At 68.6% G+C, this 25,198-nt stretch carries 24 protein-coding genes and 1 pseudogene; 11 read left to right on the top strand and 14 right to left on the bottom strand.

Going from position 1 to position 25,198, the window contains the following annotated elements:
- Positions 1-401: pseudogene (locus tag E3T33_RS15180) on the top strand (hypothetical protein); the annotation flags it as partial.
- Between the two features lies 1 nt (position 402).
- Here the strand turns inward: E3T33_RS15180 and E3T33_RS03970 are convergent.
- From E3T33_RS03970 to E3T33_RS03980, 3 genes are read right to left on the bottom strand one after another with little or no spacing between them, the layout of a single operon-like run.
- On the bottom strand, positions 403-675 hold the full coding sequence (locus E3T33_RS03970) for a PTS sugar transporter subunit IIB (RefSeq protein WP_092323182.1): 273 nt from the start codon (positions 673-675) through the stop codon (positions 403-405).
- A complete protein-coding gene (locus E3T33_RS03975) occupies positions 672-1,136 on the bottom strand; it encodes a PTS sugar transporter subunit IIA (protein ID WP_092323184.1) in 465 nt (154 codons plus the stop codon). The genes E3T33_RS03970 and E3T33_RS03975 overlap by 4 nt, the downstream gene beginning before the upstream one ends.
- Positions 1,137-1,177: 41 nt before the next feature.
- Entirely contained in the window at positions 1,178-2,299 is a 1,122-nt protein-coding gene (locus E3T33_RS03980) for an adenosine deaminase (protein ID WP_134574808.1), read from the bottom strand.
- A gap of 178 nt (positions 2,300-2,477) precedes the next feature.
- On the opposite strand from E3T33_RS03980, the gene E3T33_RS03985 reads away from it, so the two are divergent.
- On the top strand, positions 2,478-3,422 hold the full coding sequence (locus tag E3T33_RS03985) for a nucleoside hydrolase (RefSeq protein ID WP_134574809.1): 945 nt from the start codon (positions 2,478-2,480) through the stop codon (positions 3,420-3,422).
- An 8-nt stretch (positions 3,423-3,430) separates the two neighbouring features.
- Here the strand turns inward: E3T33_RS03985 and E3T33_RS03990 are convergent, their stop codons facing one another.
- The 8 genes from E3T33_RS03990 to E3T33_RS04025 all read right to left on the bottom strand — a co-directional run bounded on the left by E3T33_RS03990 (position 3,431) and on the right by E3T33_RS04025 (position 12,975).
- Positions 3,431-4,786 (bottom strand): thymidine phosphorylase, encoded by a 1,356-nt coding sequence (locus E3T33_RS03990; protein ID WP_092323228.1) that lies wholly within the window; start codon positions 4,784-4,786, stop codon positions 3,431-3,433.
- An 11-nt stretch (positions 4,787-4,797) separates the two neighbouring features.
- On the bottom strand, positions 4,798-5,214 hold the full coding sequence (locus E3T33_RS03995; protein WP_255452888.1) for a cytidine deaminase: 417 nt from the start codon (positions 5,212-5,214) through the stop codon (positions 4,798-4,800).
- 20 nt (positions 5,215-5,234) lie between these two features.
- On the bottom strand, positions 5,235-6,530 hold the full coding sequence (locus E3T33_RS04000; RefSeq protein ID WP_092323190.1) for an ABC transporter permease: 1,296 nt from the start codon (positions 6,528-6,530) through the stop codon (positions 5,235-5,237).
- On the bottom strand, positions 6,527-7,828 hold the full coding sequence (locus E3T33_RS04005) for an ABC transporter permease (protein WP_134574810.1): 1,302 nt from the start codon (positions 7,826-7,828) through the stop codon (positions 6,527-6,529). Before E3T33_RS04005 ends, E3T33_RS04000 begins: the two co-directional genes overlap by 4 nt.
- Complete coding sequence (locus tag E3T33_RS04010) at positions 7,825-9,345, bottom strand: ABC transporter ATP-binding protein (protein ID WP_134574811.1); 1,521 nt, start codon at positions 9,343-9,345, stop codon at positions 7,825-7,827. The genes E3T33_RS04005 and E3T33_RS04010 overlap by 4 nt, the downstream gene beginning before the upstream one ends.
- Positions 9,346-9,424: 79 nt before the next feature.
- Complete coding sequence (locus tag E3T33_RS04015; RefSeq protein WP_134574812.1) at positions 9,425-10,525, bottom strand: BMP family ABC transporter substrate-binding protein; 1,101 nt, start codon at positions 10,523-10,525, stop codon at positions 9,425-9,427.
- Positions 10,526-10,755: 230 nt separating this feature from the next.
- The gene (locus E3T33_RS04020; RefSeq protein ID WP_092323194.1) at positions 10,756-11,823 is read right to left on the bottom strand and encodes a BMP family ABC transporter substrate-binding protein; all 1,068 of its coding nucleotides are present in this window, start codon (positions 11,821-11,823) and stop codon (positions 10,756-10,758) included.
- 30 nt (positions 11,824-11,853) lie between these two features.
- A complete protein-coding gene (locus E3T33_RS04025) occupies positions 11,854-12,975 on the bottom strand; it encodes a mannose-1-phosphate guanylyltransferase (protein WP_092323196.1) in 1,122 nt (373 codons plus the stop codon).
- A gap of 78 nt (positions 12,976-13,053) precedes the next feature.
- On the opposite strand from E3T33_RS04025, the gene E3T33_RS04030 reads away from it, so the two are divergent.
- The 5 genes from E3T33_RS04030 to E3T33_RS04050 all read left to right on the top strand — a co-directional run bounded on the left by E3T33_RS04030 (position 13,054) and on the right by E3T33_RS04050 (position 17,798).
- Positions 13,054-14,208 carry a glycosyltransferase family 1 protein gene (locus tag E3T33_RS04030; RefSeq protein ID WP_092323197.1) on the top strand — a complete coding sequence of 385 codons (1,155 nt, stop codon included), beginning with the start codon at positions 13,054-13,056 and terminating at the stop codon, positions 14,206-14,208.
- 112 nt (positions 14,209-14,320) lie between these two features.
- Positions 14,321-14,737, top strand: a complete 417-nt coding sequence (sdhC, locus tag E3T33_RS04035) for a succinate dehydrogenase, cytochrome b556 subunit (protein ID WP_092323199.1) — start codon at positions 14,321-14,323, stop codon at positions 14,735-14,737.
- 11 nt (positions 14,738-14,748) lie between these two features.
- Positions 14,749-15,201, top strand: a complete 453-nt coding sequence (locus E3T33_RS04040; protein WP_092323200.1) for a succinate dehydrogenase hydrophobic membrane anchor subunit — start codon at positions 14,749-14,751, stop codon at positions 15,199-15,201.
- Positions 15,202-15,219: 18 nt separating this feature from the next.
- Entirely contained in the window at positions 15,220-17,037 is a 1,818-nt protein-coding gene (sdhA, locus tag E3T33_RS04045; protein WP_092323202.1) for a succinate dehydrogenase flavoprotein subunit, read from the top strand.
- Positions 17,038-17,039: 2 nt separating this feature from the next.
- Positions 17,040-17,798, top strand: a complete 759-nt coding sequence (locus E3T33_RS04050; protein WP_092323203.1) for a succinate dehydrogenase iron-sulfur subunit — start codon at positions 17,040-17,042, stop codon at positions 17,796-17,798.
- Positions 17,799-17,833: 35 nt separating this feature from the next.
- Here the strand turns inward: E3T33_RS04050 and E3T33_RS04055 are convergent, their stop codons facing one another.
- Positions 17,834-18,175 carry a hypothetical protein gene (locus E3T33_RS04055; protein ID WP_134574813.1) on the bottom strand — a complete coding sequence of 114 codons (342 nt, stop codon included), beginning with the start codon at positions 18,173-18,175 and terminating at the stop codon, positions 17,834-17,836.
- A 227-nt stretch (positions 18,176-18,402) separates the two neighbouring features.
- Here E3T33_RS04055 and E3T33_RS04060 point away from each other — a divergent pair, with 227 nt between their 5' ends.
- The 4 genes from E3T33_RS04060 to E3T33_RS04075 are packed head-to-tail and all read left to right on the top strand — an operon-like array spanning position 18,403 to position 22,035.
- The gene (locus E3T33_RS04060; RefSeq protein WP_092323206.1) at positions 18,403-19,494 is read left to right on the top strand and encodes a YihY/virulence factor BrkB family protein; all 1,092 of its coding nucleotides are present in this window, start codon (positions 18,403-18,405) and stop codon (positions 19,492-19,494) included.
- Between the two features lie 28 nt (positions 19,495-19,522).
- Positions 19,523-20,377, top strand: coding sequence for an exodeoxyribonuclease III (locus tag E3T33_RS04065; RefSeq protein WP_092323208.1), 855 nt, complete (start codon positions 19,523-19,525; stop codon positions 20,375-20,377).
- 42 nt (positions 20,378-20,419) lie between these two features.
- Positions 20,420-21,424: a tryptophan--tRNA ligase gene (trpS, locus tag E3T33_RS04070; RefSeq protein WP_092323209.1), complete on the top strand. Its 1,005-nt coding sequence runs from the start codon at positions 20,420-20,422 to the stop codon at positions 21,422-21,424.
- Positions 21,424-22,035 carry a GNAT family N-acetyltransferase gene (locus E3T33_RS04075; protein WP_092323211.1) on the top strand — a complete coding sequence of 204 codons (612 nt, stop codon included), beginning with the start codon at positions 21,424-21,426 and terminating at the stop codon, positions 22,033-22,035. The genes trpS and E3T33_RS04075 overlap by 1 nt, the downstream gene beginning before the upstream one ends.
- Positions 22,036-22,294: 259 nt before the next feature.
- Here E3T33_RS04075 and E3T33_RS04080 read toward each other — a convergent pair whose 3' ends face one another.
- Positions 22,295-23,185: a hypothetical protein gene (locus tag E3T33_RS04080; RefSeq protein WP_092323212.1), complete on the bottom strand. Its 891-nt coding sequence runs from the start codon at positions 23,183-23,185 to the stop codon at positions 22,295-22,297.
- A 484-nt stretch (positions 23,186-23,669) separates the two neighbouring features.
- A complete protein-coding gene (gene glpK / locus E3T33_RS04085) occupies positions 23,670-25,184 on the bottom strand; it encodes a glycerol kinase GlpK (RefSeq protein ID WP_092321861.1) in 1,515 nt (504 codons plus the stop codon).
- Between the last annotated feature and the right edge of the window lie 14 nt (positions 25,185-25,198).

Raw genomic sequence — 25,198 nt, forward strand, 5'->3', positions numbered from 1 at the left:
TGGCGCACCGGCGCCGGACGAGGCACGCGCCGCGGTGGGTCGCCTGGGCTCCGGCCGCGCTGCTGGCCGGCGCGCTCCTGGCCGCGGCGGCGTTCTCCGCCGACAACGTGCTGACCGCCGGCACGGGGTCATCCGTGGGCTGGATTCTCGCCGCCCTCGGCCTGCTCCTCTACGGGCTGGCGATCGCGGTGGGCGTGTTCGCCCGGCTGCCGCTGGTCGGACCGGGCCGGGCCTCCACCGCGGCCCTGATCGGCCTCGGCCTGACCGTGCTCACCGGCGCGGCTCTGCTCCTCGCAGCCTTCGCGTCTCCGGTGCTCGCCGTTGTGCTCGCAGCCGTTGTGTTCCCGCGGCTCAATCGGCCCAGGCGGGCCCTCGGCCCGGCGGCTCCGGGCGTCGCCTGAACTAGCCCAGGGCCGCTTCCAGCTTCGCGGTGAGCTCGTCCAGGTCGAAGTAGTTGTCGATCACGATGACGTCGGCGTTGGTCTTGCCGATCGCGTGCACGAGCTCCGGCGAGGTGAGGATGACCTGCGCGTCCGAGCCGGCCGCCTGCACGCCGGCGACGTCGGTGGCCGTCACGTCGGCGTCGATGTCGAGCCGTTCCAGCGCGCGCTCGGCGTTGACCTTGAGAATGGCGGACGTCCCGATTCCGACACCGCACATGACGACGATTTTCATTCCGGTTCCTTCGCGGGGTCGGTCATTCCGAGCAGGGAACGGATGGCCTCGGCATCCGTCGCCGCCGCGATCGCGGGGATCACCTGCGGATCGTTGAACACATTGGCGAGTTGGGCGACGACATGCAGGTGCTCGTCGCCGTTCCGGACGGCCAGGCCGACGATGACGCCGACCGGGTCGTTGTGCGGATGCCCGAACGCGACAGGTTCGGCCAGGGTGACGATGCTCAGGCCTTCGGTGATCACATCGGGCCCCGGCCGGGCGTGGGCCAGGGCCAGCCCGGGGGCGATCACGACGTAGGCACCGAATTCGTCGATGACGCGGATCATCCGTTCGGTGTAGCCGGCCTCGGTGGCGCCGGAGCGCTGCAGCGCGTCTCCCGCCGCGGTCACTGCGGCACGCCAGGTATCGGCATGCACGCCGATCTCGATCGCGTCGAGGGGAAGGGGCAGGAGCGTCATCGTGTCACGGTTCGCGCGGGCTCGACCGGAGCGGCCGACGCCTACTCGTTCTCGAATCCGGCGACGATGGCATCCGCCAGTTCCTCGCGTTCTTCGAGCGGGAGGAACGCCGCCGCGGCCGCGTTGAGCTGGAACACCTCGAGGTCGTCGATGTCGTAGCCGAAGGCGTCGCTGAGCAGCGCCATCTCCTTCGAGAGGGTGGTATTGCTCATCAGGCGGTTGTCGGTGTTGACGGTGACCCGGAAGCCGAGCTGGTAGAGCAGGTCGAACGGGTGGTCGAGCAGGTCCTTGCCCCAGGCCGCGATCGCGCCGGTCTGCAGGTTGGAGGACGGGCTCAGCTCCAGGGCGATCTCGCGGTCGCGCACCCACTGGGCGAGCGGGCCGAGCGTGACGAATGTGTTGTCGCCGTCGGCGCGGCCGATCTTCACGTCTTCGGCGAGGCGAACGCCGTGACCGAGGCGCAGGGCGCGACCGTCGAACAGGGCCCCGCGGATGCTCTCCAGCCCGTCGGCCTCGCCGGCGTGCACGGTGACCGGCATGAACTCGTGGGCGAGGTAGTCGAAGGCGGCCACGTGGTTGCGGGCCGGGAAACCCAGCTCCGCTCCGGCGATGTCGAAGCCGACGACGCCGTTCCCCCGGTGGCGAACGGCCAGTTCGGCGATCTCGAGGCTATGGTTCGCGTGCCGCATGGCCGTGATGAGCTGGCCGATGCGGATGTCGTGGCCGGCCTGTCCGACGTGCTCGACACCGGCGTCAAGACCCTCCTGCACCGCCTCGACGGCCTGGTCGAGGGTCAGTCCGCGGGTGAGGTGCTGTTCGGGGGCCCAGCGGACCTCGCCGTAGATCACGCCGTCGCGGGCCAGGTCTTCCACGAATTCGCGGGCGACGCGCACGAGCCCCTCGCGGGTCTGCATGACGGCGGTGGTCACGTCGAAGGTCTTGAGGTACTCGACCAGGGAGCCGGAGTTGGCCTGCCTGACGAACCAGGAGCCCAGGCTCGCGGCATCCGTCGTCGGCAGGTCGACGCCGGCGGAGTCGGCCAGCTCGACGATCGTCGCGGGGCGCAGCCCGCCGTCGAGGTGGTCGTGCAGGGAGATCTTGGGCAGGGCGTTGATGCTCGCTCCGCCGCCGGGCAGCAGGTATTCGTCTGGGCTCGTGTTCACCCCCCTAATCTACCGGCGGAGCGCCCCGCGAGCCTCCCTGTTTCCTGAATGCTCGCTGGGTGCCACGCCGAATCGCGGAGAAAGTACCTTCACAGTGCTGACGAAGGTACTTTCCCCGCAACTCAACCGGTCGCCCACTCGGGGCGGGCCACTAGCGACGCGCGGATAGATTGGGCACATGCCGACCAAAATCATCCTCGACTGCGACCCGGGCCACGACGACGCGATCGCGCTGCTGCTCGCGCACGGCAACCCCGACATCGACCTCGTCGCCGTCACCACCGTGATGGGCAACCAGACCCTCGACAAGGTCACCCGCAACGCCCTGTCCGTCGCGCGCGTGGCCGGCATCACCGGCGTGCCGTTCGCGGCCGGCTGCGCGCGTCCGCTCGTGCGCCGGATCGAGACGGCGCCGAGCATCCACGGCGAGTCCGGCCTCGACGGGCCGGTACTCCCCGAGTCCGTCATCCCGCTCGACCCCCGGCACGCCGTCGACCTCATCATCGACACGATCATGGCGCACGAGCCCGGCGAGATCACCCTCGTGCCCACCGGCGCGCTCACCAACATCGCCCTGGCCGTGCGCAAGGAACCCCGGATCGCCCAGCGGGTCAGGGAGGTCGTGCTGATGGGCGGCGGATACCACGTGGGCAACTGGTCGGCGACGGCCGAGTTCAACATCGTGATCGACCCGGAGGCCGCGCACATCGTCTTCAACGAGAAGTGGCCGCTCACCATGATCGGCCTCGACCTCACCCACCAGGCGCTCGCGACGCCCGCCGTGGCGGCGCGGATCGCCGCGGTCGGCACCGGGCCGGCCAGGTTCGTCGGGGAGCTTCTCGAGTTCTTCGCCGGGACCTACAAGGAGGCGCAGGGCTTCGACCACCCGCCGGTGCACGACCCGTGCGCGGTGGCCTACGTGATCGATCCCAGCGTGATGGCGGTGCGCCGCACCCCGCTCGATGTGGAACTTACCGGCACGCTCACCCTGGGCATGACCGTCGCCGACTTCCGAGCCCCCGCCCCGGCGGACTGCACCACGCAGGTCGCCGTCGACCTCGACCACGAGAAGTTCTGGTCGTTGATCGTCGACGCGCTCGAGCGAATCGGCGACCCGGAGTAGCAGACGGGTCAGTCGTCGGCGGTGATGCGCTCGGCGATCAGCGGGCCGCCGGTCAGCACCGGCTCACCCGGGTCGCCGATCCGCCAGGCGCCCTCAACCGACTCGAGCGCGCGCGGGAACCGGGCGGGCTCGTCGGCGCTCAGCGTGAACAGCGGCTGGCCCTTCGTGACGGCGTCCCCCGGCTTGGCGTGCAGGTCGACGCCGGCCGAGTGCTGCACCGGGTCCCCCTTGCGGGCGCGGCCGGCGCCGAGCCGCCAGGCTGCGATGCCGAACGGCAGGGCGTCCTGCTGCACGAGGATGCCGTCCCGGTCGGCGAGAACGACGTGGGTTTCGCGGGCGACCGGCAGCGCGGCATCCGGGTCGCCGCCCTGGGCGCGGATGGCCTGGCGCCACTTGTCCATCGCCCGGCCGTCCTTCAGGGCGGCCTCCACGTCGACGTCGGTCTTCCCGGCGAGGGCGAGCATCTCGCGCGCCAGCGTGATCGTGAGCTCGACGATGTCGGCCGGCCCGCCGCCCGCAAGCACCTCGACCGACTCGCGCACCTCGTTCGCGTTGCCGATGGCGAGGCCGAGCGGGACGTTCATGTTGGTGAGCAGCGCGGAGGTCGCGACCCCGGCATCGTGGCCGAGCGCGACCATGGTGCGGGCCAGTTCCCGGGACTGCTCGATGTTCTTCAGGAAGGCGCCGGAGCCGAACTTCACGTCGAGCACGAGCGCCTTGGTGCCCTCGGCGATCTTCTTCGACATGATCGAGGATGCGATCAGCGGGATCGCCTCGACGGTGCCGGTGATGTCGCGCAGGGCGTAGAGCTTGCCGTCGGCCGGGGCCAGGCCGCTGCCCGCGGCGCAGATCACGCCGCCGACCTCGCGCAGTTGGGCGATCATCTCCTCGTTGCTGAGGTTGGCGCGCCAGCCCGGGATGGATTCGAGCTTGTCGAGGGTGCCGCCGGTGTGGCCGAGGCCGCGGCCGGACAGCTGAGGCACGGCCACGCCGAACACCGCGACGAGGGGCATCAGCGGCAGGGTGATCTTGTCGCCGACGCCGCCGGTGGAGTGCTTGTCGGTGGTCGGCTTGCCGAGGCCTTCGAAGCTCATCCGTTCGCCGCTGTCGATCATCGCCATGGTCAGGTCGCGGATCTCCCGGCGGGTCATGCCGTTGAGGAAGATGGCCATGGTCATGGCGGCCATTTGCTCGTCGCCCACATAGCCGCGGGTGTACGCGTCGATCAGCCAGTCGATCTGCGGGGTGCTGAGTTCGCCGCGGTCGCGTTTGGCGTGGATGAGGTCGACGGTGTCGAACGCCTCGATGCTCCCGGCCGAACCGGCCGGAAGGGCGGCGGCGCTGGCGCCGGCACTGGAGTCCATGGTCATCCCCGTCATTCTCCCTGGTACTCGGCCAGCTGCCTGGGCCCGAAGGCATCCGGCAGCACCTCATCGATGGTGCGCAGGCCCGAGACCGTCTCCAGCAGCATGCCGGGCGCGGAGTGTTCGTAGAGCAGCTGGCGGCAGCGGCCGCACGGCATCAGCGCCTGCCCGTGGCCGTCGACGCAGGTGAACGCGACCAGCCGGCCGCCCCCGGTCATGTGCAGCGACGAGACGAGGGCGCATTCGGCGCAGAGCGTGAGCCCGTAGGACGCGTTCTCCACGTTGCAGCCGCTGATGATCCGCCCGTCGCTGACGAGTGCCGCCACCCCGACCGGGAAATTCGAGTACGGCACATAGGCCAGGGCCATCGCCGTCATGGCCGCTTCGCGCAGCGCATCCCAGTCAATGTCGCCCGCTGGTGGGGTCACGTCATCCGATCCTGAAGTCATCACTTGATATACGGCTTGCCGTCGGCGGCAGGCGGCCGGGACCGGCCGACGAGGCCGGCGACGGCGAAGATCGTCACGACGTACGGGAGCATGAGCATGAACTCGCTCGGCACCGGTGACCCGATGATGCTGAGCACGTTCTGCAGGTTGCTGGCGAAACCGAACAGAAGCGCCGCGAGGGTCGCCTTCAGCGGGTCCCACCGGCCGAAGATGACGGCGGCGAGGGCGATGAAGCCGAGGCCGGCTGTCATTTCCTTGTTGAATGCGCCGACGGATCCGAGGGTGAAGTATGCGCCGCCGAAGCCGACGATGGCACCGGCCAGGGACACGTTCCAAAACCGGGTGCCGTTGACGTTGATGCCCACGGTGTCGGCGGCCTTGGGGTGCTCACCGACGGAGCGCAGCCGCAGTCCCCACTTCGTGTGGAACAGCCCGAAGTAGATCACGGCGACGGCGACATACATGAAGTAGACGATGAACGTCTGGCGGAAGAGCGCCGGGCCGAGGATCGGGATCTCGCTCAGCAGCGGGATGTTGATCCGGGGGAAACGCTCCGGTGTGTTGAGCGCCGCGGCATTGGGTGAGAGAAGCTGGGAGAAGAAGAAGCTCGTCAGCCCGATCACGAGCACGTTGAGCACGACACCGACGATGACCTGGTCGACGAGGTACTTGATCGAGAACGCGGCGAGCACGAACGAGACGAGTACGCCGGCGATCGCCGCGGCGACGAGCCCGAGGTACGGGTTGCCGGTGATCGAGGCGACGACGGCGGAGCTGAACGCCCCGGCGAGGAGCTGACCCTCGATGGCCACGTTCACGACCCCGGAACGTTCGGAGATCACACCGCCGAGCGCCCCGAAGATCAGCGGGACGCTGAGGGTGATGGTGCCCACGAAGAGCCCCGGGACGGGGATCGTCGAGCCTGCTGCCGCCCAGGTGAGGAACCCGATCATGAAGACCACCGCGAAGACCACGACGAGCCAGAGCGGCACCTTGCGGGAGTGAGTGGTGATCCAAATCGACCAGGCGGCCATGGCAAACAGCAGGATGCTGGAGACGACAGCGGTGACGAAGGTCGGCAGCACCAGGTCCGGGAGCTGGATAAGATCGCGCGACTGGGACAGCCGGAAGGTGCTCACCTGCCCCTGGGTGTCCACGCCGAGGAGGACGAAGATGAGCAGGCCGAGGACCGCGAAGATGCTGAGGGCGATCGCGGCCTTCCAGCTGCGGAGCACGACCGTGCTCAGGGCCGGCTGGCCCTGGCTCGGCTGGACGGTCTGGGTGATGGTGCTCATCCCGCCGTCACCTCCTTCTTCACGACGGTCGGTCGCGACCTGGGTTTGGTTCCCGGTGTCGGGAGCCGGAAGATCGCGCGCACCAGCGGCGGCGCCGCGATGAAGAGCACGATCAGGGACTGCACGACGAGGACGATGTCGATGGGGACGCCCTCGGCCGCCTGCATCGAGAAGCCCCCGGCCTTGAACGCGCCGAACAAAACGCCGGCGAAGAAGATCCCCCAGGGACGCGAACGGCCCAGCAGGGCCACCGTGATGGCGTCGAAGCCGATGTTCGCGTCGATCCCGGCGCCGAAACCGGTGGTCACGGTGCCGAGCACCTGGTTGATCCCGGCCAGGCCGACGAGCCCGCCGGAGATGAGCATCGCGCTCACATACACGCTCTGCACGTTGATTCCGGCGACTCGCGCGGCGTTCGGGTTCTCACCCACGGCCCGGAACTGGAACCCGAGGTTCGAGCGGCTGAGCAGCCACCAGACGAAGATCGTTGCGGCGACGACCGTGAGGAAGCCGGCGTGCAGGTTGTACGTCGGCCCCAGCAGGTCGGGGAAGACGGCGGTGGGTTTCATCGGCGGCGTTTGCGGGTTGCTTGACCCCGGTTCCTGCAGCAGCCCGGGGGTGCGCAGCAGGTACGAGACCAGGTACAGCGCCACGAAGTTGAGCATGATCGTGACGATGACCTCGTGTGCGCCGGTGCGGGCCTTGAGCAGGCCGACGATGCCGCCCCACAGCGCACCGCCGACGAGGCCGGCGAGCACGGCGACGATGAGGTGGATCCCGGCGGGCAGGTCGACGGCGAATGCCACCCAGCCGGCGCTGGCGGCGGCGATCAGCATCTGTCCGCGGCCACCGATGTTGAACATCCCGACCCGGAAGGCCAGGCCGACGCCGAGACCGGCAGCGATCAGCGGCGTGGCAAAGGTGAGGGTCTCGGTGAGCGGACGGATTCCGGCGGCGAATCCCGGCCGGCGGAAGTTGTAGATCGAGCCCTGAAAGAGCGCCGAGTAGGCGCCGGAGACGGAATCCCACACGGCGGCGAACATGTCCCCCGGCCGGGCGAAGAGATAGCCGGAGGCTTTCTGGACCGGCTCATCGGTGAGGGCGATCAGGATGGCGCCGACGACGAGGGCGAGGAACACGGCGAGCACCGAGATGGCGGCGCTCCCGCCCACGATGTCGCGCATGGCCTGCGACCAGCGCTCCGAGCCGGCGTCCTGCCCCCGGGGGGCGTCGGGGTGGTCGGCTGGCGCCGCCACGGCGCCGGCGGGCTCGGCGGGCGGCCGGGTGCTGTCGCTCATGCCACGGCCTCCGTTCCGGGGGCGGGTTCGCCCGTCATCATGAGTCCAAGGACGCTGCGTGGGGTGGTTCCGGGCACGATACCTACGATTCCTCCGCGGTACATGACCGCGATTCGATCCGCGAGTCCAACGACTTCGTCGAGTTCGGTGGAGACGACGATGACGGGGATGCCGGCGTCCCGGGTCGCGATGATGCGCTTGTGCACGAATTCGATCGAGCCGACGTCCAGGCCGCGGGTCGGCTGCGTCGCTACGAGCAGGTGCAGTTCCCGGCTGAGTTCGCGCGCGAGCACGACCTTCTGCTGGTTGCCGCCGGAGAGCTGGCCGGCGAGGGAGTCGATGCCCTGGGTGCGGATGTCGAACTCGGTCACCTTCTCCCGGGCGAAATCCGCGAGGAAGCCGCGCTGCAGGGTGCCCGCCTTGACGAACGGTGCTCCGGTGCTGCGGTCGAGCATGAGGTTCTCGGCGACGGTGAAGGCGGCGACCAGGCCGTCCTCGGTGCGGTCCTCCGGCACGAATCCGACGCCGGCGTCGAGGATCTTGCGCACGCTGAGGCCGCGCAGGGATGTGCCGTTGAGCTCGATCGTGCCCGTCACCCGGGGCTGCAGGCCCATCAGGGCCTCGATCAGCTCGGTCTGGCCGTTGCCCTGCACGCCGGCGATGACGAGCACTTCCCCGGCCTGGACCTCGAAGCTGACGTGGTTGACGACGAGCTGGTGGCGCGCGTCGATGACGCAGAGGTCCCGCACGACCAGGGCTTCGTGACCCAGCTTCGGTTCGTCCTTGTGCACGGTCAGTTCGACGGCCCGGCCCACCATGAGTGAGGCCAGCTCGGTGTTCGTCGCCGTCGGGGACGCTTCGCCGACGACCTTGCCGCGCCGGATCACCGTGATCCGGTCGGCGACCTCGCGCACCTCACGGAGCTTGTGGGTGATGAACACGATCGAGGTCCCGGCTTCCTTGAGCTGGCGCATGATGGCCATCAGCTCGTCGGTTTCCTGCGGGGTCAGCACGGCGGTCGGCTCGTCGAACACGAGCACGCGCGCCTCCCGGGACAGCGCCTTGATGATCTCGACCCGCTGCTGCACGCCGACGGGGAGGTCCTCGATGAGCGCATTCGGGTCGATATGGAAGCCGAATCGGTCGGAGATCTCCTTGACCTTTTTGCGGGCCGCGCCGAGATTGAGCCGGCCGAGGACGTTCGTCTCCTCATGGCCGAGCATGACGTTCTCGGCGACGGTGAACACGGGGATCAGCATGAAGTGCTGGTGCACCATGCCGATGCCGGCGTTCATCGCGTCACCGGGACCGGCGAACTTCTGCACCACTCCGTCGAGCACGATCTCACCGGCGTCGGCCTGGTAGAGGCCGTAGAGCACGTTCATCAGCGTTGACTTGCCGGCGCCGTTTTCTCCGAGCAGGGCGTGGATCTCTCCCGCCTCGACCGTGAGGTCGATGTGGTCGTTCGCGACCAGGGCACCGAACGTCTTCGTGATGCCGCGCAGTTCGAGCTTCATGTTCCCGATCCTAGGGTGGTTAACGATGTTGTGGGGAGGCCGGCCGGAGCCTGCCTCCCCACAGATCTACGTGCCGAAATTAGCCGGCGAGGTAGGACGTGACCTTGACGTCGCCGCTGATGATGTCTTCGCGCAGCTTGTCGAGTTCATCCTGCAGCTCGGCCGGGACCTTGTCGGCCCAGTCGTGGAATTCGGCCAGGCCGACGCCGTCGTTCTCGAGCGTGCCGACGAACGGCGTCACGTCGAACTCGTCGCGGCCGGCCTTGAGGACGGCTTCCTCCACGCCGACGTCGATGCCCTTGAGGACCGAGGTGAGCAGCAGGTCGGCGACGGACGGGTCGGTCACGAAGACGTCGGCGTCGACCCCGATCAGGGCGATCTCCTTGCCGGAGTCGCGGATGGCCGCAGCGGCGCTCTGGTAGATCGGGCCGCCGACGGGCAGCAGCACGTCCACGCCAGCGTCGATCAGGTTCTGCGCGTCGGTGAGGGGCTGGGTGCCGGCGCTGAAGGTACCGGAGAAGACACCCTTCTGCGTTTCGGTGTTCCAGCCGACGATCTCGACCTTGGCGCCCTTTTCCTTGTTGTAATGTGCGACGCCCTGGGCGAGACCGTCCATGAAGATCGTGACGGTCGGGAACTGCATTCCGCCGTAGGTGCCGACCTTGCCGGTCTCGGAGACGCCCGCCGAGAGGTAGCCGGCGAGGAACGCCGCCTGGGCGGTGTCGAAGACGATGGGCTTGACATTCGGAACGTCGGTCTTGCCGTCGAAGTCGAGGTCGATCGTGTCGTCGATGCTGACGTAGTTGATGTCCGGGTTGGCCTTGGCGGATTCCGCGGTGGCCTCGGCGAGGGCGAACCCGACGGTGATGATCAGGTTGCAGCCCTGGTCGACCAGGCTGGTCAGGTTCGGCTTGAAGTCGGTCGCCGTGGCGGACTCGACATGCTTTTCCTTGACGCCGAGTTCGTCGGCCGCCTTGACCAGGCCTTCGTAGCCCAGCTGGTTGAACGACTTGTCGTCGAACCCGCCGGCGTCGGAAACCATGCAGGGCAGGAAGTCGCTGACGACGGGGGCCTTTGTGTCCCCGCCTTCCTCCGGTGCCGGAGCACACCCGGCGAAGAGAGCGACGACACCCAGCGCGGCAAGGCCGCTCAGTGCGGGCTTACGGGATGTGATTCTCAAAGCGACCTCCAAGATGCGGCCCTGCGGTGGGCAGGGGCTATGTGGGTACAACTTAGCGAACAATTGCCTGCTCAGATGAGCAAACCGGAGTCGTGACCGAACAGTTACATAGCCGAACTAACTTGCTCAAATGAGCACCCCCCGAAGCCGGTTCGGGTTGAGTTGCGGAAAAGGAACCCTCAATTGCGAAACGAAGGTACTTTGTCCGAAACTCAGCCGGAAGAGACCGGTCAGCGGGGGGTGTTCGGGCCGGTTACTTCGAGGATCCCGGCGACGATGGCCGCGCGGAGCTCCTCGACGCCGGCGGCGAGTTCGCTGGAGACAAGCCCGGCCCGATCGTGGAACGGCGCGATGTCGACGCCGGAGTTCTCCAGGGTGCCCACGTACGGCTTGTTGGAGAAATCGCCCTTGAGGTCCGCGTCGATGATCGCCAGGACGGCATCCTGGGTGTTCTTCAGCACGCTGGTCAGCAGGATCGGCCGGAACTGGGCCGGCAGCGAGTCGTAGCCGTCGTTGTCGACCCAGATCAGCGAGGACTCGCCGTGCTCGAGGATGGCCGCTGCCGCGCCCTCGCCGACCTGCCCCGCGACGGGCATGATCACGTCGGCGCCCCGGTCGAGGAGCCTCTCGGTCGTCGTCTTGCCCTTCAGGGTGTCCTCGAAATCGCCGGTGAACACGCCGTCCTGCGTGGCCTTGTCCCAGCCGAGCACCCGCACCGCGGTTCCGCGCAGCTCGTTGTACTTGGCCACCCCGTCGACGAAGCCGTCCATGAAGAGGGTCACCGGCGGCTGGTTGCCGCCGCCGAACGTCGCGACGATCCCGGTGCGGCTGACCCCAGCGGCCAGGTAGCCGGCCAGGAAGGCGGCCTGGGCGGTATCGAAGACGACGGGCTTGATGTTCTCCCCCGCGACCTGCTCGTCGACGATCGAGAAGTGCACCTCCGGGTTCGCCAGCGCCGCGGCCGTGGTAGCGTCGGCGAGCTCGTACCCGACCGTCAGGATGAAGTCGCAGCCGGTGCCCACGGCCTGCTCGACGTTGGGCGCCAGGTCGGTCTCGGACGTGGAGACGATCGCGTCGACCTCGATGTCGAAGTCGGTGGCGGCCTGCTGGAGCCCCTCCCAACTCGACTGGTTGAAGGAGCGGTCCTCCAGGCCCCCGGAGTTGGTCACCATGCGCGCGCAATAGTCCGGCGCCGCCGTGCTGCTGGGCCGCGCGTCCTCCTCCGGCGCCGGCGCGCAGCCGGCGAGCAGCAGGGCGGAAACGGCGACGGCCGGGACGATGAAACCACGACGGGTCATGTGACGCTCCTTCACAGGGGTGGAACGAGTCTAGAGAACGTCGCTCGAGCCCGACAGCTTCAGCGCGTCGACGACGGCCTTGACCTTCTGGGCGTTGGCGCTCGTCGTGACGAGCAGAGCATCCGGGGTGTCGACGACGACGATGTCCTCGACGCCGATGAGGGCGATCATCCGCTTGGTGTGGCTGACGACGATGCCGCTCGACGAGTCGGCGAGCACGCGGGCGCCTTCCCCGAGGATGGCCAGGTCGTGCTTGCGCCCGCCGGAGTGGATCTTCGCGATCGAGGCGAAGTCGCCCACATCGTCCCAATCGAACAGGCCGGGAATGACGGCGAGCTTGCCGGTGGCGGCGACGGGTTCGGCGACCGAGTAGTCGATGGCGATCTTCTTCAGGCGCGGCCAGACCTGGTCGACGACGGCGCCTCGACGCGGGGTGTCCCACGCCTCGGCCAGTTCCAGCAGCCCGGCCAGCAGCTCGGGTTCTGACCGTCCGATTTCTTCGAGCAGGCGGTCGGCCCGGGCGATGAACATCCCGGCATTCCAGAGGTACCGGCCGTCGGCGAGGTAGCCCTCTGCCGTCTCGAGGCTCGGCTTCTCGACGAAGGTGTCGACCGCGAGGGCGCTGTGGGCCCCCGGGATGGCGAGCGGGCCGGCGCATTTGATGTAGCCGAACCCGACGGCCGGCTCGGTCGGCCGGATGCCGATGGTCACGATGTAGCCGGCGTCGGCGGCGGCCACGGCCTCGGTGACCGCATCGCGGAACTGGACGGAGCCCTTGATCACGTGGTCCGCGGCGAAGGAACCGATGATGACGCCCGGCTCGCGCTTCTGCAGGATCGCGGCAGCCAGCCCGATTGCGGCGGACGATTCGCGCGGCTCGCTCTCCAGCACCACGTTGTGGTCGGCCAGCTCCGGCAGCTGGTCTTCGACGGCGGCGCGGTGGGCCCGGCCGGTGACGACCATGACGCGCTGCTCGCCGCTGAGCGGGGCCAGGCGTTCCCAGGTGTCGCGCAGCAGCGTCTGGCCGGACCCGGTCAGGTCGTGCAGGAACTTGGGGGCGTCCGCGCGGGACAGCGGCCACAGCCGCGAGCCGATCCCGCCGGCCGGGATCACGCTGTAAAACCGCTCAATGGGGGTGCTGGTCTGAGGCATCTGGCCAGACTACCGCCGCCGCCCGGCCGGATACCCGCCATTCACCCGGCGGCTATCTCGCCTCCGTACGCTCGCCTCATGAGGGTCGCGGTCATCACGGAAAGCTTTCTGCCCACGATCAGCGGGGTCACCACGAGCGTGTGCCGGGTGCTCGAGCACCTCGCGCGACACGGGCACGACGCCATCGTCATCGCGCCGGCCGGGGCGCCGCCCGAGTACGCGGGGTTTCCGGTGCACACCGTGCCGGCCCTGGCCTACCGGCAATTCCCGGTGGGCCTGCCCAGCCCCTTTGTCTCCCGGCTACTGCAGGACTTCCGGCCCGACGTGCTGCACGCCGCGTCCCCGTTCCTGCTCGGCGCCCAGGGCATCGCCGCGGCCAACCGCCTGGACATCCCCACCGTCGCGATCTACCAGACGGATGTCGCCGGCTACGCCCGCCGGAACAACCTCGGCCAGGCCGCCGGCCTGGCCTGGCGCCTCGTCAAGTGGGTGCACGAGGGCGCGGACCTCACCCTCGTGCCCTCGACGGCGTCGATGGCCGACCTGCGTCGCATCGGCCTGCGCCGGCTGGAGCCCTGGGCCCGCGGAGTCGACCTCGTCGGTTACCACCCCAACCATCGGAGCGACCCGACGGCCAGGGCGCTCCGGGAGCGCCTCTCCCCCCGCGGCGAGGTCGTCGTCGGCTACGTCGGCCGGATCGCCCCGGAGAAGCAGGTGGAGCGGTTCCGGGCGCTGCGCGGGCTGGACGGCATCCGCCTGGCCCTCGTCGGCGACGGGCCGTCCTCCGACCTCGTTCGGCGTGAACTGGCCGGGATGCCCGTCACCTGGCTCGGCCGCCTGGCCGGCGCCGAGCTCTCGGCCGCCTACGCGAGCTTCGACCTGTTCCTGCACGCCGGCACGGAAGAGACCTTCGGCCAGACCATCCAGGAGGCCCACGCCGCAGGCCTCCCCGTGGTCGCCCCGCGCGCGGGCGGCCCGATCGACCTCATCTCGCACGAAGAGGACGGATACCTCTTCACCCCGAACGACGAACGGGACATGAGGCGTTGTGTGACGCGCCTGGCCGGAGACGGGGAGCTGCGCCGAAGGATGGGCGAGGCCGGGCGCCGCAGCGTGCTCGGCCGGTCGTGGGAGAACGTGTGCGGGACCCTCCTCGACTACTACGAACGAGCCATCGACGAGCGCGCCGCGGTCTGGGCGAGCACGCTCGTGCCGCTCTCGATGCGACGTTAGGCGGGCCCGTCCGCAAAAAAACTGAGCGCCGACACCTAGACTGGGAACACGCGCTCATGAGCGCGACTGCCTCGTCTCATCGAGGCCACATCTCAACCAGGGAGGGTTATTCATGCCACAGCAAACGGCAGGAACCCCGACATATCAGCAAAAGACGACCTCGCGTCGCCCCGCCGGAACCCTTTACCGGGGCCGAGAAGGCATGTGGTCGTGGGTCCTGCACCGCATCACGGGCGTGGCGATCTTCTTCTTCCTGCTGGTCCACATCCTCGACACCGCGCTCGTGCGGGTGAGCCCCGAGGCCTACAACGCGGTGATCGGCCAGTACCAGACGCCCATCATGGGCCTCGGTGAGACCGCCCTCGTCGCGGCCATCGTGTTCCACGCGTTCAACGGAATCCGGATCATCCTGATCGACTTCTGGAACGCGAAGTACCAGAAGGTGATGTTCTACGTCGTCATCGGCCTCTGGGTGGTCACGATGCTCGCCTTCGTGCCCCGCCACCTGACCAACGTGTTCAACCACTAGGAGGGGACGACATGTCAACCACCATCGAAGCCCCCCGCAGTCCCTACGCCCGTGCGCCCCGCAAGCGGGGCGTCAACTGGGAGAAGTGGGGCTGGATCTACATGCGCGTCTCCGGCGTCGTGCTGGTCGTGCTCATCTTCGGCCACCTCTTCGTCAACCTCTGGCTGGGCGAGGGTGTCAGCGCCCTCAACTTCGCGTTCGTCGCCGGCAAGCTGACCAACCCGTTCTGGATGACCTGGGACGTGCTGATGCTCTGGCTCGCCCTGATCCACGGCGGCAACGGCATGCGCACGCTGGTCAACGACTACGCAACCAAGCCGCTCATCCGCGGCATCCTCAAGTGGGCCATCTTCGCCAGCGTCGCGGTCCTCATCATTCTCGGCACCCTGGTCGTCTTCACCTTCGACCCCTGCCCGGCCGGCCAGCCCGCCGACCTTCTCCCCTCGTTCTGCTCGGCCCTTTAGGAGCTGCACACACCCATCATGACAACGCCTGCCTCTTCCACAGCGCCCACGGAGTCCACCGTCGTTGACGGCGTGCACTACCACCAGTTCGACATCGTGATCGTGGGAGCGGGTGGAGCCGGCATGCGTGCCGCCATCGAAGCCGGCCCCGGCGCCAGCACGGCGGTCATCTCCAAGCTCTACCCGACCCGGTCCCACACCGGCGCGGCCCAGGGTGGCATGGCCGCGGCCCTCGCAAACGTCGAGGAAGACAACTGGGAGTGGCACACCTTCGACACGGTCAAGGGCGGCGACTACCTCGTCGACCAGGATGCGGCGGAGATCCTCGCCAAGGAAGCCATCGACGCGGTCATCGACCTCGAGAACATGGGCCTCCCGTTCAACCGCACCCCCGAGGGCAAGATCGACCAGCGCCGCTTCGGCGGCCACACCAGCGACCACGGCAAGGCCCCGGTGCGCCGCGCCTGCTACGCCGCCGACCGCACCGGCCACATGATCCTGCAGACGCTGTACCAGAACTGTGTCAAGCGCGGCATCAACTTCTTCAACGAGTACTACGTGCTCGACCTGATCATGACCGAGGTCGACGGGGTCGAGCAGCCTTCGGGCGTCGTCGCCTACGACCTGTCCAGCGGCGAGCTGCACGTCTTCCAGGCCAAGGCCTTCATCTTCGCCACCGGCGGCTTCGGCAAGATCTACAAGACCACCTCGAACGCGCACACCCTCACCGGCGACGGCGTCGGCATCATCTGGCGCAAGGGCCTCCCGCTCGAGGACATGGAGTTCTTCCAGTTCCACCCGACCGGCCTCGCCGGGCTCGGCATCCTCCTCACCGAGGGCGCCCGAGGCGAGGGCGCGATCCTGCGCAACGCCAGCGGCGAGCGGTTCATGGAGAAGTACGCGCCGACCATCAAGGACCTCGCGCCGCGCGACATCATCGCCCGCTGCATGGTCAAGGAGGTCGCGGAGGGTCGCGGCGCCGGACCGAACAAGGACTACCTCTACCTCGACTGCACCCACCTGGGCGCCGAGGTGCTCGAGACCAAGCTCCCTGACATCACCGAGTTCGCCCGCACCTACCTCGGCGTCGATCCGGTCACCGAGCCGGTGCCGGTCATGCCGACCGCGCACTACGCGATGGGCGGCATCCCCACCAACGTGAACGCCGAGGTGCTGCGCAACAACACCACCGTCGTGCCCGGCCTCTACGCCGCCGGCGAATGCGCCTGCGTGTCGGTGCACGGCTCCAACCGCCTCGGCACCAACTCCCTGCTCGACATCAACGTGTTCGGCAAGCGCGCCGGCAACAACGCCGTCGCGTACGTCAAGACCGCCGAGTTCGTGCCGCTGCCCGCCGACCCGGCGAAGTTCGTCCGCGGACTGATCGAGGGCATCCGCAGCTCCACCGGCACCGAACGCATCGCCGTGCTCCGCAAGGAACTGCAGGAGACGATGGACGCCAAGGCCCAGGTGTTCCGCACCGACGAGTCGCTCAAGGACGTGACCGACACCATCCACTCGCTGCGCGAGCGCTACAAGAACATCGGCGTGCAGGACAAGGGACGCCGCTTCAACACCGACCTGCTCGAGGCCGTCGAACTCGGCTTCCTGCTCGACCTCGCCGAGGTCGTCGTCTTCTCCGCCCGCAACCGCAAGGAAAGCCGCGGCGGGCACATGCGCGACGACTTCCCCCTGCGCGACGACGAGAACTACCTGGTGCACACCATGGCCTACCTGACCGGGGACCCGCACTCCGCCGACGCGGCCGACCACATCGCGCTCGACTGGAAGCCGGTCACGATCACGCGCTACCAGCCGATGGAAAGGAAGTACTGACGGTGACCACCGCAACCATTACGCCGCCCGCCGTTCCCGAGGCGATCGAGTCGTACACCGTCACGCTGATGATCCGCCGGTTCAACCCGGAGGTCGACGCCGAGCCGCACTGGCAGGACTTCGACGTCGAGCTGTACGCGACCGACCGCGTGCTCGACGCCCTGCACAAGATCAAGTGGGAGCAGGACGGGACCCTGAGCTTCCGCCGCTCCTGCGCCCACGGCATCTGCGGTTCGGATGCGATGCGCATCAACGGCCGCAACCGCCTGGCCTGCAAGACCCTGATCAAGGACCTCGACATCACGAAGCCCGTCTACGTGGAGGCCATCAAGGGCCTGCCGCTGGAGAAGGACCTCATCGTCGACATGGAGCCCTTCTTCGAGTCGTTCAAGGCGGTGCAGCCGTTCCTCGTGTCGCAGCAGGCGCCCAAGGACGGCAAGGAGCGCATCCAGACGGTGGCCCAGCGTGAGCGTTTCGACGACACCACCAAGTGCATCCTCTGCGCCGCGTGCACGTCGAGCTGCCCGGTGTTCTGGACCGACGGGCAGTACTTCGGCCCGGCCGCGATCGTCAACGCGCACCGCTTCATCTTCGACTCACGCGACGACAACGCCGCCGTGCGCCTCGACATCCTCAACGACGAAGAGGGCGTGTGGCGCTGCCGCACGACCTTCAACTGCACCGAGGCGTGCCCCCGAGGCATTCAGGTCACCCAGGCCATCGCCGAGGTCAAGCAGGCCATGATGCGAGGCAAGCCGTAGCTTCCGCCTGATCGGTCTCGGCCGGGCGGTCTCGCCTAGTCGGAATCGTCGTTGCGGTTGCGTCGGCTGAGCACCCAGCCGGTACCGAGCACGGCCAGGCCGCTGCCCAGCGGGAGAAGCCAGACGAAGTCGAGCGCTCCGGGTCGAGCGGTCCTGTCCTGGGCGACTGGGGCCTCGGCTGCTGCGGCCTCGGCGACTCGGGCCGGAGCCGGTGGGGCCGCTTCGGGTCGCGGCGCCACCGGCCGGCCGACGCGATTCGCGTCTGCCTCGACCACAACCGCACCGTGCCCGGCCGGTCCGTCGGCGGCATACGCCGCCGGCGGGCCGGCACACGATAGGAGCGCCAAAGCCACCGCGGCGACCTGGGCAGCGCGCATCCGTCGACTCGGATGCCCGGAATCGGGTAGCCGAGGTTGCGGGTACGTCGGAGACATGGTCACCCTCCACGTTCGGGGGTATGGAGTGGCGGCTCGAGTGGTTCAGCAGTGGAATAGTCGCAGGACGAGGCAGCCTCCGCAAGAGGTGAGACTCGCTCACTTATGATTTGCGCCCCGAACTGGGGGTGCACCGCACCGCCGGGTACGCGCCTCGCTAGGCTGGTCAAGTGAAGATCACCGCGACTGTCAATCGGGTCCTGGCCTGGCGACCGGTGCGCGTGTTCACGCACTTCACGAACAGCGGTGGCGGCATCCTCGCCGGCGGCATGTCGTACCAGTCGATCTTCGCCATGTTCGCCGCGATCTGGGTCGGGTTCTCCATCGCCGGGCTGTGGCTCTACTCCAACCCCGCGCTGACCGAAGAACTCTTCGCCCTGATCAACCAGTCGATCCCCGGCCTGATCGGCACCGAGGGCATCATCGACCCCGCCGAACTCGCCAGCGCCGGCGTGCTCAGCTGGACCGGCGCCATCGCCCTCGTCGGCCTGCTCGTCACCGCACTCGGCTGGCTGTCGACGACAGCGACGGCCGTGCGAACCATCTTCGGCCTGCCTCACGACACGACATTCTTCGCCCTGGTCAAGCTCCGGGAGCTGGGCCTCGGCCTCCTCTTCGGGCTCGCCCTCGTCGTGTCGGCGCTCGTGTCCCTGGCCAGCACCTGGGCGCTCGGCGCAATCTTCGCGCTGGCCGGGATCCCGGAGGAGTCCTTCTGGTTCAGCGCGTCAGCGCGCACGGTCGGCCTGCTCCTCGTGCTGGTCATCGACACGGCCACGCTCGCCGTGCTCTTCCGGGTGCTCTCGCGGGTGCGCATCCCCCTCCGCCGCCTCCTCGTTGGCTCCCTGCTGGGCGGAGTGGCGCTCGGCGGGCTCAAGGTGCTCGGCGGGGCGCTCCTCGGCGGCGCCGGGCGAAACCCGTTGCTGGATACCTTCGCCGTCATCATCGGGCTGCTGATCTGGTTCAACCTGACGAACTCGGTCACCCTGCTGGCCGCCTCGTGGATCTCCGTCGGCATGCAGGACTCGGGGATCGACCCGCGGCGGCCGGGCGCCGCGGTCTCCGCGGCGGCCGCGGCGGAGCGTCTGCGCCAGGAGGCAGAGGCCGCACGCGCGGCAGTGCTCACCGAACTGCGCGAGGCCAGCCGCGCCCACAGGGAAGCCGCCTGGTACCGCAAATGGGGCACCTCCCGCCGCCTCCGCGCCGCTGTCGACCGCGCAGCGCGGGAAGGCGCAGCCGGTGCGGACCCGATCGCCAAACGGTAAGCGGCTGCGCCCAAACTAGACTTGATCCATGCCGTCTTCCCCCGCCACACCCGCCAAACCGCTCCGGATCGCCAGCATCAACGTGAACGGCGTGCGTGCCGCCTTCCGCAAGGGCATGGGCGACTGGCTCGCCGGCCGGGACGTCGACATCCTCGCCATCCAGGAGGTGCGGGCATCCACGGATGACCTCGAAGGCCTGCTCGGCCCGGAGTGGAGCGTAGTGCACGACGCGGCGACGGCCAAGGGCCGGGCCGGTGTCGCGATCGCGAGCCGATCGACGGCCACGATCCACCGGGTGCAGCTCGGCGCCGACGAATTCGACAGCGCCGGACGCTGGCTCGAGGCCGACTACGAGGTCAACGGCACCATCGTCACCGTCGTGAGCACCTATGTCCACTCCGGCGAGGCCGACACCCCGAAGCAGGTCGAGAAGTACACCTTCCTCGACGCCATGCTGGCGCGCCTGCCCGAGCTGGCCGCGCACAGCGACCGCGTCGTGGTGCTCGGCGACCTCAACGTCGGCCACCGCAGGTTCGACATCAAGAACTGGAAGGGAAACGTCAAGCGGGCCGGTTTCCTGCCCGAAGAGCGCGCCTACTTCGACCGGATCCTCGGCGCGGAAGACGACCCGGCGTACAACGCCGGGGCGGGCCTCGGCTGGGTGGATGTCGGCCGCAAGTGGGCGGGCGAGGTCGACGGGCCGTTCACCTGGTGGTCCTGGCGCGGGCAGGCCTTCGACAATGACACCGGCTGGCGGATCGACTACCAGCTCGCTACCCCGGCGCTGGCGGCATCCGTCACCAACTACGCCGTCGACCGCGCCGCCGCCTACGACCAGCGCTGGTCGGACCACACGCCCGTCGTCGTCGACTACGCCATCTGACCTTCCTGCCGCCCACGGCACACGCACGAGAGACCTGACCTCATGGACAAGCCCCGCCTCTACTCCGGCATGCAGCCCTCCGCAGAATCGCTGCAGATCGGCAACTACATCGGCGCCCTGCTCAACTGGAAGGCGCTGCAGCAGACGCACGACGCGTTCTTCTCCATCGTCGACCTGCACGCCATCACGGTCGCGCAGGACCCCGCCGCACTGCGGGAGAACACCCGGCGCACCGCGGCGCAGTACATCGCCGCCGGCATCGACCCCTCGGCGTCGACCCTGTACGTGCAGTCGCATGTCGCCGCTCACGCGCAGCTGGCCTGGGTGCTCAACACCATCACCGGCTTCGGCGAGGCCAGCCGGATGACCCAGTTCAAGGACAAGTCCGCCCGGCACGGACAGGACGCGACGACGGTCGGACTGTTCGCCTACCCGACGCTAATGGCCGCGGACATCCTGCTGTACCAGACCGAGATCGTGCCGGTCGGCGAAGACCAGCGGCAGCATGTCGAGCTCACCCGCGACCTGGCGGCACGCTTCAACTCGCGTTTCGGCTCGACCTTCACGGTGCCGGAGGTGGCCATCGTCAAGGAGACCGCGAAGATCTACGACCTGCAGAACCCGACCTCGAAGATGTCGAAGTCGGCCGAGTCGCACGCCGGGGTGATCTGGCTGCTCGACGAGCCGTCGGTGACGAAGAAGAAGATCATGCGTGCGGTCACCGACGCGGAGGGCGGCGTCGTCTTCGACCGGGAGAACAAGCCCGGCGTGGCGAACCTGCTCACGATCTATTCGGTGCTGGCGGGGGTCACGATCGGCTCTCTAGAGGACGAGTACGCGGGGCGCGGTTACGGCGACCTGAAGAAGGGCCTCGTCGAGGTCGTCGAGGGCACCTTCGGGCCGATCCGTTCGCGTGTGATCGAGCTGCTGGACGACCCGGCGGAGCTGGACCGCCTGCTGGCGCACAACGCCGACCGGGCCGCGGCCGTGGCCGACGTCACCCTGGCGCGGGCCTACGACGCCGTCGGCCTGCTGCCGAGGCGCTGATGGTGCGGCCCGTCACCCTGTCCTCGCCGCTCCTGCGGCTGGACCAGCTGCTCCCGGCCGATGCCGAGCGCGTCTACGAGTACTGCCAGGACCCGATTTTCGAGCGCTACCTGCACATCCCGTGGCCGTACCAGCGCTCCGACGCCGACTCATTCGTCTCCGGGTATATACCGGCGGCGTGGGCGGCGGACTCGGAGTACACCTGGGCGGTTCGCGACCCGGAGACCGCGCAATTGCTGGGGGTCATCGGCCTGCGGCTGCCGAGCGCCTCGATCGGCTACTGGCTCGGCGCCCCCCACCGCGGCCACGGCCACATCCCCGAGGCGCAGCGGCTGGTGATCGAGTGGGCGTTCGCGAACGGCGTGGTCGACACCATCAGCTGGCAATGCCTCGAGGGGAATATGGCGTCCGCGCGCAGCGCGCGAAATGCCGGGTTCACGTTCACCGGGGTCGGGCCGGCGATCCAGGCGCACCGCGACGGCACCTATCCCCCGTCCTGGCACGCCGTGCTCCGCTCCTCCGACACCCGGGAGCCGAAGGACGGCTGGCCCCTCGAGCAACCGCTTGGCGATCCCCCGCCCGGCGCCGACTCACCCGCCGGGTGTGGCTAACTCAGGAGAATTCGTATCCGGCGTTCTCCGGCCCCCGAAATGGCGGTTCAGGGCACCCGACGCATCCGGAATCTCCTGAGTTAGCCACCGCGAGGGACGCGCAGTCGCTCTGATGGAGGCCATCGGCACCGTCCGGGAGAGAGCCGCTCACACCTTCGGAAGAGGGCTGGCCACATTTCCGGGACCGGGCCGGTCACACATTTCCGGGGCCGGGCGGGTCACCTCCGGGAGCGGGCCGGCCAGGCGGCGGACGGCCCAGCTAGGCGAACGTGCGGCGGTAGTGGCGGCTTGCGTCGAGCAGGCCTGCGATTGCGGCGAGCACGCGCTCGGGGTGGAACATGATGTCGCGGTAGAGCACCCGAAGGGGCAGGTATCCGAGCATCGCCAGTTCGCAATCACGAGTCCGGTCGCGCGCGTGGGCGTCCCAGCCATCGTGAAACTGCCGGCTGTCCGCCTCGACGGCGATGCACCCTTCCACAATCATGTCGATTCGACCGACCCCGTCAATGCGCACCTGGATCTCGAATTCGTATCCGGCCTGCCCGACGATGAAGCGAAGCACGGTTTCCTGACCCGCTTCGCTGCGCGCATCGACGAGGCGCCTGAGATACAGGATTTCCCGCGGCACCGCGGCGAAGATCACAGAAAGCGCGGTCGGAGGCATCAGGCGCTGGTGCAGGGCACTGTCCAGGGAGGCCAGCGCGAACCTGGGCTCCTGGCAGCGAAGAATCTGCACCAACGCGTCGATGAGCCCGACTCGGTACTCGGAGCCGTCGTCAGGTTGGAGCAGTACGTTCCAGTGGAGCTCGACGCCGTGTCGGTTCTGGTCCGTGAGGAGCTGGAATCGGTCGTGAGGTGTGCGCAAACGGGAACCCGTGGGATCAATCTGGACATGCGCGAGCCTGCTGTCAAAGGCGAACACGCCCACGTCCGCCGCGGCGGAAACACATGTCAGCCGTCCGCCGACGCGCACGGCCTCCAGGATGTGGACGTCCGTATCCGGCAGTGCGTAGTGACCCCGCCGCACGCGGATCAGGTGTCCAGCGTCTACGGCGCCTCGAAGCGCTCGCCAGGTGGCACCGGCAGAGTTCAGGGCCGCGGTCTCGGCAATCTGCACTCGGTTGTCGCGGAAGTATTCGGCCCAGCTCATGGCCAGCAGCCTGACGACCCGCGGCCCGCGAATTCCGGCCTCCGATGGTTCTGGGGACAACGCCGGCCCACCGCCCCTGTGGCGAACTCGTCCCTCCCGCCCGCGTCTCCACCGCCCCTCGTGTCCACCGCCGCTCGTGTCCACCGCCGCTCGTGGCTAACTCAGGAGATCCAGTGCGGCGAAGGGAAACGGCCGCACTGGTCCGCGGGCCCACCGGACGCAGATGCGAATTCTCCTGAGTTAGCCAAACCCGTCCCCGGGCAGAGCAGGCGTCGGATGCGGATGCCCCCAGGGCGGATGCGGCAGGGGGCGGATGCGGGCGGATGCGGGCGGATGCGGGCGGATGCGGGCGGATGCGGGCGGATGCGGGCGGATGCGGGCGGATGCGGGCGGATGCGGGCGGATGCGGGCGGATGCGGATGCGCCGAAACCCGGCGGCCGTGGAGGCCGCCGGGTTTCGCGAGGAAGGGAGGGGGCGGCGCTGCTAGCGGACGTCCTCGTCGACCCAGTCCAGGGTCTTGGTGACGGCCTTCTTCCAGTTGCGCAGCAGGCGGTCGCTCTCGGCCGTGTCCATCGACGGAGTCCAGCGCGAGTCCTCCTGCCAGTTCGCGCGCAGCTCGTCCAGCCCGCTCCAGAAGCCGACCGCGAGGCCGGCCGCGTAGGCGGCGCCGAGCGCCGTCGTTTCCGCGACCACCGGCCGGATCACGGGGACGCCGAGGAGGTCGGCCTGGAACTGCATCAGCAGGTTGTTGGCGATCATGCCGCCGTCGACCTTGAGCTCGGTCAGCGGAACGCCGGAGTCGGCGTTGACCGCGTCGATCACCTCGCGGGTCTGGAACGCCGTCGCCTCCAGCGCCGCCCGGGCGATGTGGCCCTTGTTCACGAAGCGGGTCAGGCCCACCAGCGCGCCGCGGGCATCCGAGCGCCAGTACGGCGCGAACAGGCCGGAGAACGCCGGCACGAAGTACGCCCCGCCGTTGTCGTCGACCGTCTTCGCCAGGGCCTCGATCTCGTCGGCCGAGCCGATCAGGCCGAGGTTGTCGCGCAACCACTGCACCAGCGACCCGGTCACGGCGATGGAGCCTTCGAGGGCGTAGTGCGGCGCGTCATCGCCGAGCTTGTAGCCGAGCGTGGTCAGCAGCCCGTTCTTCGAGTGCACGATCTCGGTGCCGGTGTTGAAGATGATGAAGTTGCCGGTGCCGTACGTGTTCTTGGCCTCGCCCTGGTCGAACGCGGCCTGGCCGAAGGTGGCGGCCTGCTGGTCGCCGAGGATGCCCGCGATCGGCACCTCTCGGAGCAGGCTGTGCCCGCTCGCGACGCCGTAGACCTCCGACGAGGACCTGATCTCGGGCAGCATCGACTTCGGCACGTCGAAGATGCCGAGGATCTCGTCGTCCCACTGCAGGGTCTCGAGGTCCATGAACATCGTGCGGGACGCGTTGGTGACGTCCGTCGCGTGCACGCCGCCCTCGACGCCGCCGGTCAGGTTCCAGAGCACCCAGGAGTCGGTCGTGCCAAAGAGCAGGTCCCCGTTGTTGGCCTTGTCGCGGGCGCCGGGCACGTTCTCGAGGATCCAGACGATCTTCGTGCCGGAGAAGTAGGTCGCCAGCGGCAGGCCGACCTTCTGCTTGAACCGTTCCACCCCGCCGTCGGCGGCGAGCCGGTCGACGATCGGCTGGGTGCGGGTGTCCTGCCAGACGATGGCGTTGTAGACGGGGATGCCGGTGGTCTTGTCCCAGACGACGGCGGTCTCGCGCTGGTTGGTGATTCCGACCGCCTCGATGTCGTGGCGGGTGATGTTGGCCTTCGAGAGCGCCTGTCCGATCACCTCGCGGGTGTTGTCCCAGATCTCCTTCGGGTCATGCTCGACCCAGCCGGCCTGCGGGAAGATCTGCTCGTGCTCCTTCTGCCCGCTGGACACGATCGAACCGGTCTTGTCGAAGATGATCGTGCGCGTGCTTGTCGTTCCCTGGTCGATGGCGAGGACGTACTGGGCCATTCTGAACTCCTTTG

The organism is Cryobacterium sp. TMT1-2-1, assembly GCF_004403955.1.
GTDB classification, from domain to species: domain Bacteria; phylum Actinomycetota; class Actinomycetes; order Actinomycetales; family Microbacteriaceae; genus Cryobacterium; species Cryobacterium psychrotolerans.